This window comes from Vibrio sp. 070316B, assembly GCF_013114115.1.
Taxonomy (GTDB): domain Bacteria; phylum Pseudomonadota; class Gammaproteobacteria; order Enterobacterales; family Vibrionaceae; genus Vibrio; species Vibrio chagasii_B.
In genome coordinates, this window is record NZ_VTYC01000039.1 from 42,820 (window position 1) to 53,756 (window position 10,937).

Sequence of the window (10,937 nt, forward strand, 5' to 3'; positions counted from 1 at the left end):
TAATTAAATAGGTCTAAAAAAAATATCAAACCATGGTTAAAACCTTAATAGTAATCATAAAAGTCTACAATTGGCAGTGGTTCCATTTTCACAGCGACCATTTTCTTTACAGGGCTATTTGAAATGATAAGCATATATTGGTTCGGTAGCTCTTCAAGTATTTGAACCGACTTAAAGAACGACAACTTATTTCGTGCTTTTACATACCTATCATAAACAAGCATGTCATCATCACGCTCAAAATCAATGTCTCCATGGTCAACGCGTTCTTCACGTAAGCTTACATTAAATAGGCCATCACTCTTGCGAATGAATTTTCCTTTTGTGTAAATATCTAGGGTGTTATTGAGTCCAGCTTCTTTTATAACCGTAACCGCCTCAAAATTATCCTCACTGATCACTACGTCCATGTTCTCTGTGGCCATATAGTCACCATCTACTGTCATATAAAGGGTGGTAGAGTTGACCAAAACATTTTTTTTCGAACGTAGGCTATGTGTAATAGAAGCAAACATTATGCAAAGACAAAAAAGAAGAAAGTAAATGCTTTTATTTTTAGTAAACATAACGACTAAGCTCCGCGTTAACCATACCAACGAGATCATCCGTAGACTGAGGAGATTCAAACAAAACCACTAAATTGACAGGTGGTGCCAGTGGCTTGAGGATGACAATAGATAAGCTTTCTTGAGAGTGGGCAAGGATCAATCGGCTTAACCTACCTTGTTTAACTTCTTCAGAAACCAGAGGAGTAACGCCTTTTGCGACTACTTTGGCCTCTTCTTCATTATCGCTGTAGACTGTTAACGCTTCGCTAGAAAACATTTTGGTTAGTGGGAGCCAACTCGTTAAATTAGGCTCTTTTGTAGCAAACACCAATGGAAACAATGCGGCAATCACAATGAATACGAGGCCCAATGCAATATAGATTTGATTACGACCAAATGTATGTTGTGTGTTTTTGTCGGTGCTGTCTTCAAAACTCCCAGCCTTACCACTCGGGTCCCCGGTTAATAAGTGGTCTTGGCTATCTAATTGACTATCACTCTCTTCTAGCCACGACACCGCCTCACTTTCTAGTTTATAACCAACCTTAGCGACCGTTTTCAGATACTTTTGTTGCTTCCCATCATCCTCGATCAACGTACGTATCGCGCTAATCGATTGTGTAAGTGACCCTTCCGAAACGTGCTTTCCTGGCCAAGCTCTATTCAACAAATCTTCTTTTGTATTAATTTTCCCAGCGTTTTCACACAACATTAGAATCACAAGATGATCATGATAGCCGATGCGCTTTTCTTCATTTTTGAGTAAATCAGTCACTAACGGGTGGTCTAAGTGTATTAACCAATTATTTAATTTGTACATAAATTAGCCTTGAAACTGAATAACCATAATATTTATACAAATATAATTTTCATGGATAAATATTGGATTCATTTAAAACAATTTTTGATATGTCACTTGATTCATTAAACCATTTGTCACTAACCGAACGTTAACAGGATTAATTAAATGGTTATTTAAAAAGACAAAATAAGTAACTTTTTTGTAAAAGCAACTATATATAAAAAATGCATCGCCATGAAACAAAAAAAACTAAAATACATATATTCCAAACTTGACAACTATTTCATAAAAAAAAGAGAGTGAATTTCACTTAATTATTAGTAAATATTACAATTTAATTCACAAATTGACTTATAATGACAGTAAATGTCTTTTGATTTTTTCTCTTACCGGAAAAAACCTATGCCTAGACGTTCGCTAAAAATCTGAATTACAACAAACTAATCTGCGCAGATTAAGTTTTTGCCGATGTCAGGCTCATTTAGGGTAGACGATTTGCCCCTTCCCTCTAATCCTCACTGGTGAAACCGGTTTCTTAAAAGCTGATACATTCAGTACTCAACAAGAAGACAGTAACCTCGTTAAAGTTGTCAATTCTCTGCTCGAGAAAACCACGTATAGAAGCCCAAACACGTCCGTGATACGTGTGTCATTATCACGCTTTAGAACAACTGATTTGTTTCAATGAGATCTGCTATCCTCTTATTAAGCGTATAAATTTCCATCAGACATACAAAACCACACCGTTCACTGGTTGTTATTAGGTGAGCAAAGCAGGATAATATCGGGATCGGAATCTCAAGAATTAATCCATTATGACCGAATACCTTTTGTTGTTGGTTGGCACAGTGCTGGTCAATAACTTTGTGCTAGTGAAGTTTTTAGGGCTATGTCCTTTCATGGGAGTCTCCAAGAAACTGGAGACTGCGATTGGCATGGGCCTCGCGACGACTTTCGTTCTGACGTTAGCGTCGGTATCTGCATACCTAGTAGAAACCTACATCCTTACCCCTCTGGGTATTGAATACCTGCGTACCATGAGTTTCATTTTGGTTATCGCGGTGGTGGTTCAATTTACGGAAATGGTGGTTCACAAAACCAGCCCGACTCTTTATCGCCTATTGGGTATCTTCCTACCCCTTATCACCACCAACTGTGCGGTATTAGGCGTGGCACTCTTGAACATCAATGAAAACCACAACTTCATCCAGTCGATCGTTTATGGTTTCGGCGCGGCGGTAGGTTTCTCTCTTGTTCTGATCCTATTTGCTGCAATGCGTGAACGTATTGCGGTTGCTGATGTTCCAATGCCATTTAAAGGTGCATCGATAGCGATGATCACAGCAGGCCTAATGTCTCTGGCATTCATGGGCTTTACTGGGTTGGTGAAATAAGCATGAGTACCATTTTAATTGCGATCATTGCGTTAGCTGTTTTAGCCGCTGTTTTTGGCGCTATCTTGGGCTTCGCCTCTATCCGCTTCAAAGTAGAAGCCGATCCTATCGTCGATCAAATCGACACAATTTTACCGCAAACACAATGTGGCCAGTGTGGCTACCCAGGTTGTCGCCCATACGCGGAGGCGATTGCTAACGGAGACAAAATCAATAAATGTCCTCCTGGTGGCCAAGCAACCATTGAGAAGCTAGCAGACTTAATGGGCGTAGAAGTTGAAGACTCCGCTCACGACTTAGATAACAAAGTAAAAACTGTTGCCTTCATTCATGAAGATATGTGTATCGGCTGTACTAAATGTATTCAAGCCTGCCCTGTCGACGCCATAGTTGGTGGTACTAAGGCACTACACACAGTAATTAAAGATGAATGTACTGGTTGTGATCTTTGCGTCGCGCCGTGCCCTACTGACTGTATTGAAATGATTCCAGTGGCAACAACGACTGAAAATTGGAAATGGCAGATGAACATCATTCCTGTTACAGATATCACTAACCAAGCAACTGATGCGACCGCGTCAGAGCCTAAGGCATAGGGTTAGTATGATCTCTTTAATTGAACAAATTCGCACGGGCTCTATTTGGACCTTCCCAGGCGGCGTGCATCCTGCTGAAAACAAGAAACAGTCCAATACCACTGACATCATTCATGCAAGGCTTCCAGAAGAAATCGTCCTTCCGGTAAAACAGCACATCGGTAAGCCAGGTAACTTATTGGTTACCGTGGGTGACACCGTACTGAAAGGCCAACAACTAACGGCTCTAGATACCGGTTTTACATTACCGGTTCACGCACCTACATCAGGTGTGATTACTGCTATCGAACCAAGAACTACCGCTCACCCTTCAGGCTTAAGCGAACTCAGTGTCGTCATTAAACCTGACGGCTTAGACGCTTGGATTGAACGAACTCCCGTTGAAGAATTTTCAACAAAGACCTCAGACGAACTGCTTGATGTGATTCGTCAAGCTGGTATTTCAGGTATGGGCGGTGCAGGCTTCCCTACTGCGAAAAAGCTTCAGTCTGGCCTTGGCCGTACTGATATTCTGATCGTCAATGCAGCTGAGTGTGAACCTTACATCACCTCTGATGACAAGTTGCTTCAAGAACATGCCGAAGAAGTACTAAAAGGCATCGAAGTGGTTGAACACATCCTTCAACCAAAGCTGACGGTTATCGGCATTGAAGACAACAAGCCAGACGCGATAAAAGCACTTGAGATTGCAGCGAAAGACAAAGACATCGTCATTCGTGTTATCCCAACCAAATACCCTTCAGGTGGTGAGAAACAGCTGATCAAGATCCTCACCAATAAAGAGGTTCCGGCTGGCGGTATTCCTGCAGATATTGGTGTTCTGGTTCAAAACGTCGGCTCTCTTTATTCGATCAAGAGAGCAGTAATCGACGGCGAACCTGTCGTTAACCGCGTTGTGACTTTAACCGGCAAGACCTTTAAGCAACCACGTAACGTTTGGGCGCTATTAGGCACGCCGGTACATGAGCTGCTTGAAGAATTTGGCTACAAAGCTGATAAAAAGCTGCCGCGTTTAATTTTGGGCGGCCCTATGATGGGCTTCACCTTGCCACATGCCAATGTGCCAATCACTAAAACGTCGAACTGTATTTTAGCGCCAACGCGTCGTGAAATTTCACCAAGCACTTACGAAATGGAGTGCATTCGATGCAGTGCATGTGCCGAAGCTTGTCCAGCGTCACTGTTACCTCAACAGTTGCAATGGCATGCAAAAGCCAATGAGCTAGACAAGTGTGAAGAGCTAAATATTAAAGACTGTATTGAATGTGGTGCATGTGCATTTGTCTGCCCAAGCGAAATCCCTCTTGTTCAGTACTATCGCCAAGCAAAAGCTGAAATCAAAACTCGAAAAGATGAAGCCGCTGCTGCAGAGCGCGCCAAGATTCGCTTTGAAGAGAAGAACGCTCGTATGGAGCGTGATAAAGCCGAACGTGAAAACCGCTTTAAGAAAGCCGCAGATAACCGCCGTAAAGATATGAAAACATCCGGCGGTGATGATGCTATTGCTGCTGCGATTGCTCGTGTTAAAGCACAAAAAGCCGCTGCGGATCAGGCTCCGAATGAAGAGCCAGCAGTGAAACCTGCGGTTGCTGCCGCTATTGCGAAGGCAAAAGCGAAACAAGCTGCAGCTCAGAAAGCAGAAGGCGCTGAACCAGACAACTCTGAAATGTCTAAACTGCGTGAAGAGCGCAAGCGTCAAGCGAGAGAGCGCAAGGCACAACAAGCAGCAGCCGATACTCCTGCAGAAAGCTCAGGTGATGGCAAGAAAGACGCCGTTGCTGCGGCTATTGCTCGTGCTAAAGCGAAGAAAGTTCAACAAGCGGAATCAGCTACTGAGGCTCCGGCAGAAAGATCTGGCGATGCCAAGAAAGATGCTGTCGCTGCGGCCATTGCTCGCGCTAAAGCGAAGAAAGCACAACAAGCAGAATCAGCTTCTGACGCTCCAGCTGAAAGTACTGGTGATGCCAAGAAAGATGCCGTTGCTGCGGCTATTGCTCGTGCTAAAGCGAAGAAAGCACAGCAAGCGGAATCAGCTTCTGAAGCTCCTGTTGAAAGCTCTGGCGATGCTAAGAAAGATGCTGTCGCTGCGGCCATTGCTCGTGCTAAAGCGAAGAAAGCTCAACAAGCTGAATCTGCTGCTGAAGCTCCTGCTGAAAAATCCGGCGATGCCAAGAAAGATGCTGTTGCTGCCGCTATCGCTCGTGCTAAAGCCAAAAAAGCCCAGCAAACGAAGCAAGCAGAAACATCTGAACCAGTGGTTGAAGTTGAAACCAAGACTCAATCGGAGCACGTCGACCCTAAGAAAGCTGCTGTTGCTGCGGCCATCGCTCGCGCTAAGGCTAAGAAAGCACAGCAAGCGACACAAGAAACAACCGAAGCTCCTGAACCTGCAGTTGAAACTGAAGCTGGAAGTTCTGGCGATGCTAAGAAAGACGCCGTTGCTGCCGCTATAGCTCGCGCTAAAGCGAAAAAAGCACAACAAGCACAACAAGCGCAACAGGCTGAGGCAGAAGAAACGCCTGAACCCGCAATTGAAGTTGAAACTGAAACTCAACCAGAAGCTGTCGACCCTAAGAAAGCGGCTGTTGCTGCGGCCATCGCTCGCGCTAAGGCTAAGAAAGCACAGCAAGCTAAACAGGTTGAAGCACAAGAAATCGCTCCTGAGCCTCTAACCGAGAAAGAGACTGAAGTTGTAGCTGAGACTCAATCACAGCAAGTCGATCCTAAAAAAGCAGCCGTTGCTGCCGCTATTGCTCGTGCTAAAGCAAGAAAAGCACAGCAAGAGCAAGATAAAAAGAACAATGAGGAGAAAGAGTAGTGGCCTTCTTTATCGCCAGCTCACCGCACGCACACAATCGTAGAAGCACACCAGATCTCATGAAATGGGTCGCTATTTGTGCATTGCCAGGTCTACTAGCTCAAACCTACTTCTTTGGATGGGGTACGCTCATCCAGTTAGTATTTGCTATCGCACTTGCTGTTACCTTTGAAGCAGCCGTAATGCTGCTAAGAAAACGTCCGCCAGTAATGGCGCTACGAGATTACAGTGCAGTTGTGACCGCTTGGCTACTCAGTGTCGCTATTCCTCCGCACTCACCGTGGTGGATTCTGGTGATTGGTATGTTCTTCGCGATTATTATTGCGAAGCACCTATATGGCGGCTTAGGGCAAAACCCATTTAACCCGGCGATGGTGGCTTACGTTGTTTTGCTGATTTCATTCCCAGTTCAGATGACCAGTTGGAATGCACCAGCCAGCTTAACCGCAGAAGCGACAAGCTTTGTTGACTCCTTCTTGATGATCTTTACTGGTTTCAATAATGAAGGGTTATCTCTACAACAAGCTCGTCTTGGTATTGATGGCACCACTATGGCAACGCCGCTTGATGCATTCAAAACCGCATTAACAGCAGGTAACACAGCGTCTGAAGCTCTGTCTCAACCGCAATTTAGCTGGCTAGCTGGCGTAGGCTGGGAATGGGTGAACCTTGCTTACCTCGTTGGCGGCCTGGTACTTATCAAGCAACGCGTGATTCAATGGCATATTCCTGTGGCGTTCATCGGCAGCCTTGCTCTATTTAGCCTAGTGTTCTTAGTGCTCACTCCTGGTGAAACCGCTTCTCCAACCATTCACCTTCTGTCTGGCGCGACTATGCTTGGTGCATTCTTTATTGCAACCGACCCAGTTTCGGCTTCGACGACTGTTAAAGGCCGCTTAGTGTTTGGGGCCCTAATTGGTGCGCTAGTGTTTATTATCCGCAGTTGGGGTGGCTTCCCTGATGGCGTTGCGTTTGCTGTATTGTTAGCCAATATGTGTGTTCCACTGATTGACTACTACACCAAGCCTCGTACATACGGCCACTAAAGGAGCGGACATCATGCTAAATGCGATTAAGAAAAACGGCCTTGTGCTCGCGATTTTTGCCTGTGCATCGACAGGTTTAGTGGCGGTAACCCACTACCTCACAAAAGACCAGATCAAACAACAAGAACAAGCTCAGCTACTGTCTGTTCTTAACCAAGTGATCCCGCACGATCTTCACGACAACGAACTGTTTTCGTCTTGTACTTTAGTTCAAGCTGAAGAGCTTGGTACTGAACAAGCGATGCCCGCTTACATCGCAAAAATCAATGGTGAGCCAAGCGCGATTGCTATCGAGGCAATTGCACCAGACGGTTATAACGGTGCAATTAAAGTGATCGTCGGTATGAAAATCGACGGTACCATTTTGGGCACACGTGTACTTTCTCACCAAGAAACTCCGGGATTAGGTGATAAGATTGATCTACGTGTGAGTGATTGGATTCTTTCGTTTGCAGGTAAGCAAGTGACGGATTCTAATCTAGACCGTTGGAAGGTTCGTAAAGACGGTGGTGACTTTGACCAGTTTACTGGTGCAACCATCACACCAAGAGCAGTCGTGAAGTCAGTCAAACAAGCGGTTCAATACGTTAACCAAAACAACCAAGCATTGCTTGCTCAACCTCTAAATTGTGGTGGTGAATAATGAGTGATCATAAAACACTAATCAAAAATGGCATGTGGGCCAATAACCCTGCCCTAGTACAGCTACTTGGCTTGTGTCCGCTATTGGCTGTCTCTTCAACGGTGACCAACGCACTTGGGCTCGGTATTGCCACGCTACTTGTATTAGTCGGTTCGAACGTTGCCGTTTCTCTGGTTCGTAACCACGTGCCAAAAGAAGTGCGTATTCCAGTATTCGTGATGATCATTGCATCACTGGTAACGTGTGTTCAGCTGCTGATGAATGCTTACGCTTATGGCCTGTACCTATCTCTCGGTATCTTCATCCCACTGATCGTAACTAACTGTATCATCATTGGCCGAGCGGAAGCTTTCGCTTCTAAAAATGAAGTATTACCTGCCGCTCAAGATGGTTTCTGGATGGGCCTTGGTATGACATCAGTATTGGTGGTACTGGGCGCAATGCGTGAGGTTATTGGTAACGGTACTCTGTTTGATGGTGCAGACCTGCTTCTTGGTGATTGGGCTTCTGTGTTACGAATCCAAATATTCCAGTTTGATAACAGCTTCTTGTTGGCTCTACTTCCACCGGGCGCATTTATTGGTGTTGGTTTCTTGATAGCGTTGAAAAACATCATCGATCATCAAGCGAAATCGAAACAACCAAAGCCAGAAAAACCTGTTATTGAGCGTGCCCGCGTGACTAACGCTTAACAACAAAAATCTGCTGAGCTGCTCAACCGCTCAGCAGAAATAGATATAACCAATACACATAACAATGACGCTCATAAGAGCGCGTAACCGATGATACGGCCTGAGTTTTTCGAGTGTATTAAATACCCACTCCAGAGCTCTGCCCTAACTATTTGAAAGTAATGTCGCTATGAACAATGTAAAACGAGTACAAATACTTGAGCGTTTGAGAGAAAACAACCCAAAGCCAGAGACTGAGCTAAATTGGAGTAGCCCTTTCGAACTTCTGATTGCGGTACTTTTGTCTGCACAGGCAACTGACGTCAGCGTGAACAAAGCTACAGATAAGCTTTACCCTGTTGCCAATACTCCACAAGCGATTTTCGACCTAGGTGTCGATGGCCTGAAAGAGTACATCAAGACTATCGGTCTGTTTAATTCGAAAGCAGAAAACACCATTAAGACATGTCGTATGCTGCTTGATCTTCATAATGGTGAAGTGCCAGAAGATCGCTCTGCACTGGAAGCTCTTCCTGGTGTTGGCCGCAAGACTGCCAACGTAGTATTGAACACCGCTTTCGGCTGGCCAACCATTGCCGTTGATACTCACATTTATCGTGTATCGAACCGAACTAAACTCGCGATGGGTAAGACAGTCGATGATGTCGAAGCCAAGCTACTTAAAGTGGTTCCAAAAGAGTTTAAATTGGATGTCCACCACTGGCTCATTCTTCATGGACGCTACACTTGTGTCGCGCGTAAGCCTCGCTGCGGAAGTTGCATTATTGAAGATCTGTGTGAGTTTAAAGAGAAAACTGACGTCTAAGTTCATAAACAAGAACCACAAGCCTATTGGCTAAAGAGTGTCGCAATTGTCTGGCGGCAGAAAACAGAATTACAAAAACGTAAACATAGTTAAAGCTAGGAGCAAATCATGTCAAACGGTCGTATTTTACACACCATGCTACGCGTGGGTGATCTAGACAAGTCTATCGAGTTCTACACCAATGTAATGGGCATGCAGCTATTACGTAAGAACGAAAACAAAGAGTACGAATACACACTGGCTTTCGTTGGCTTTGGCGACGAATCTCAAGGCGCTGTAATTGAACTAACGTACAACTGGGGTACGACTGAATACGACCTTGGTTCTGCTTTCGGCCACGTGGCTATCGGTGTTGATGATATCTACACAACGTGTGACGCGATTAAAGCAGCAGGCGGTAACGTGACTCGTGAGCCAGGTCCAGTAAAAGGCGGGTCAACACACATCGCATTCGTTAAGGACCCTGACGGCTACATGATTGAGCTGATTCAAAACAAACAAGCGAGCGCAGGTCTAGAAGGTTAATTCCGAAATACCTTTGCGAGATACGGCTAGAACGCCTAATAAGATAAACAAAGAAGCGAGCACAGTGCTCGCTTCTTTTTTATCACTCTCACCATAATCGATATTCTTTACTAGGGCTTGTTGATGTTTTGCGGTTGAATTTTGTTCGAGATAAAAGCGTTTTAATCGCGGCGAGGGAGAAGTAGCCTAGTCATTTAAGCAAGTCTCCCTCAACAAAGAGAAAAACGCTTTTTGCCGAACCCTTTGGGCAGCGTTTGCTGGTTATTAACGACTACGTTATCAACTTCTCTTACAAACAAACGACATATCAAAGCCTCATCCTTCCATGTAAACCCAGCAACTCGCTGCAAAAACAAGCTCAAAAGGTCAACATGCCCTATATATTTTTAACAATCTCACTGATGAAACTTTACTTGATAATGATTATCATTTAAATTATCACCCCTATTGATTAGTGAGGTAATACAATGATTAGCGAATGGGAAAAACACACGTTACTCGCCGATACGGCATTGCAGCTCGACGATCCTGTACGAAGTATTCTTCATTATCAGCAGGCACTGAACCTAAGTGAGGAGATCACTGAGCGTACAGATATAGAGGCCGATGAGCGTTTACTAATCTCGGTGATATCTTGTCATAATCTCGCGCAATTCTGGCGCTGGGCGGGTGATACAGAATATGAACTTAAGTATCTACAATTGGCTTCAGAGAAAGTACTGACTCTGATCCCTCAGTGTCCCAATACACAATGTGCTAGCTTTATTGATTCTATTGGCTGTTGTAAAAAAGCACTTATCGATTTCATGAAACGCCATCCAAACCCTAAAATTGCCTCTATGGTGGAAAAAATCGATACCGCGACTAACTGCGAAATGATCGCTCGCTTCCGTCTCAACTAAGCAAATCCGTCTATAGGCACATATCGAGTTGATTCAACTAGATTTCAGATACAAAAAGCCCGTCATAGTGAAGTGACCCCGTAAAGTTGGACATTTCTGTTAAGCGGCTTTCAAGGCCTGAGTTCGATATTCTATCGGAGTCAGGCCTTTTAGTTTCACTTTTATA

General features: G+C 44.5%; 12 protein-coding genes. 9 read left to right on the forward strand and 3 right to left on the reverse strand.

Features of this window, described 5'->3' with window-relative positions; translation table 11 throughout:
• Window positions 1–44 precede the first annotated feature (44 nt).
• Both F0251_RS21505 and F0251_RS21510 read right to left on the reverse strand, forming a co-directional pair.
• Complete coding sequence (locus tag F0251_RS21505) at window positions 45–425, reverse strand: hypothetical protein (RefSeq protein WP_239938164.1); 381 nt, start codon at window positions 423–425, stop codon at window positions 45–47.
• Between the two features lie 130 nt (window positions 426–555).
• Entirely contained in the window at window positions 556–1,368 is an 813-nt protein-coding gene (locus tag F0251_RS21510; protein WP_105057419.1) for a winged helix-turn-helix domain-containing protein, read from the reverse strand.
• 797 nt (window positions 1,369–2,165) lie between these two features.
• On the opposite strand from F0251_RS21510, the gene rsxA reads away from it, so the two are divergent.
• The 9 genes from rsxA (at window position 2,166) to F0251_RS21555 (ending at window position 10,771) form a co-directional block, all read left to right on the forward strand.
• Window positions 2,166–2,744 (forward strand): electron transport complex subunit RsxA, encoded by a 579-nt coding sequence (gene rsxA, locus F0251_RS21515; RefSeq protein ID WP_004737335.1) that lies wholly within the window; start codon window positions 2,166–2,168, stop codon window positions 2,742–2,744.
• 2 nt (window positions 2,745–2,746) lie between these two features.
• On the forward strand, window positions 2,747–3,340 hold the full coding sequence (gene rsxB, locus F0251_RS21520) for an electron transport complex subunit RsxB (RefSeq protein ID WP_004734040.1): 594 nt from the start codon (window positions 2,747–2,749) through the stop codon (window positions 3,338–3,340).
• 7 nt (window positions 3,341–3,347) lie between these two features.
• Window positions 3,348–6,158 (forward strand): electron transport complex subunit RsxC, encoded by a 2,811-nt coding sequence (rsxC, locus tag F0251_RS21525; RefSeq protein WP_171731766.1) that lies wholly within the window; start codon window positions 3,348–3,350, stop codon window positions 6,156–6,158.
• Window positions 6,158–7,204: an electron transport complex subunit RsxD gene (gene rsxD, locus F0251_RS21530; RefSeq protein ID WP_105057420.1), complete on the forward strand. Its 1,047-nt coding sequence runs from the start codon at window positions 6,158–6,160 to the stop codon at window positions 7,202–7,204. The genes rsxC and rsxD overlap by 1 nt, the downstream gene beginning before the upstream one ends.
• Window positions 7,205–7,217: 13 nt before the next feature.
• Window positions 7,218–7,847 (forward strand): electron transport complex subunit RsxG, encoded by a 630-nt coding sequence (gene rsxG / locus F0251_RS21535; protein ID WP_012603532.1) that lies wholly within the window; start codon window positions 7,218–7,220, stop codon window positions 7,845–7,847.
• Window positions 7,847–8,539 carry an electron transport complex subunit E gene (locus F0251_RS21540; protein WP_061033813.1) on the forward strand — a complete coding sequence of 231 codons (693 nt, stop codon included), beginning with the start codon at window positions 7,847–7,849 and terminating at the stop codon, window positions 8,537–8,539. Before rsxG ends, F0251_RS21540 begins: the two co-directional genes overlap by 1 nt.
• 169 nt (window positions 8,540–8,708) lie before the next feature.
• The gene (nth, locus tag F0251_RS21545) at window positions 8,709–9,344 is read left to right on the forward strand and encodes an endonuclease III (RefSeq protein ID WP_171731767.1); all 636 of its coding nucleotides are present in this window, start codon (window positions 8,709–8,711) and stop codon (window positions 9,342–9,344) included.
• Between the two features lie 108 nt (window positions 9,345–9,452).
• Window positions 9,453–9,869 (forward strand): lactoylglutathione lyase, encoded by a 417-nt coding sequence (gene gloA, locus F0251_RS21550; RefSeq protein WP_008220190.1) that lies wholly within the window; start codon window positions 9,453–9,455, stop codon window positions 9,867–9,869.
• A gap of 467 nt (window positions 9,870–10,336) precedes the next feature.
• On the forward strand, window positions 10,337–10,771 hold the full coding sequence (locus tag F0251_RS21555) for a DUF2753 domain-containing protein (protein WP_004741697.1): 435 nt from the start codon (window positions 10,337–10,339) through the stop codon (window positions 10,769–10,771).
• 99 nt (window positions 10,772–10,870) lie between these two features.
• Here the strand turns inward: F0251_RS21555 and F0251_RS24715 are convergent, their stop codons facing one another.
• Window positions 10,871–10,936 carry a hypothetical protein gene (locus F0251_RS24715; protein ID WP_353057832.1) on the reverse strand — a complete coding sequence of 22 codons (66 nt, stop codon included), beginning with the start codon at window positions 10,934–10,936 and terminating at the stop codon, window positions 10,871–10,873.
• Window position 10,937 lies beyond the last annotated feature (1 nt).

Excerpts from the sequence above, each read along its gene's own strand:
- nth (WP_171731767.1), top strand. The coding sequence starts at position 8,709 with ATGAACAATGTAAAACGAGTACAAATACTTGAGCGTTTGAGAGAAAAC.
- F0251_RS21555 (WP_004741697.1), top strand. The coding sequence starts at position 10,337 with ATGATTAGCGAATGGGAAAAACACACGTTACTCGCCGATACGGCATTG.
- F0251_RS21540 (WP_061033813.1), top strand. The coding sequence starts at position 7,847 with ATGAGTGATCATAAAACACTAATCAAAAATGGCATGTGGGCCAATAAC.
- F0251_RS21510 (WP_105057419.1), bottom strand. The coding sequence starts at position 1,368 with ATGTACAAATTAAATAATTGGTTAATACACTTAGACCACCCGTTAGTG.
- rsxG (WP_012603532.1), top strand. The coding sequence starts at position 7,218 with ATGCTAAATGCGATTAAGAAAAACGGCCTTGTGCTCGCGATTTTTGCC.
- gloA (WP_008220190.1), top strand. The coding sequence starts at position 9,453 with ATGTCAAACGGTCGTATTTTACACACCATGCTACGCGTGGGTGATCTA.
- rsxB (WP_004734040.1), top strand. The coding sequence starts at position 2,747 with ATGAGTACCATTTTAATTGCGATCATTGCGTTAGCTGTTTTAGCCGCT.
- rsxC (WP_171731766.1), top strand. The coding sequence starts at position 3,348 with ATGATCTCTTTAATTGAACAAATTCGCACGGGCTCTATTTGGACCTTC.
- rsxA (WP_004737335.1), top strand. The coding sequence starts at position 2,166 with ATGACCGAATACCTTTTGTTGTTGGTTGGCACAGTGCTGGTCAATAAC.
- F0251_RS21505 (WP_239938164.1), bottom strand. The coding sequence starts at position 425 with ATGGCCACAGAGAACATGGACGTAGTGATCAGTGAGGATAATTTTGAG.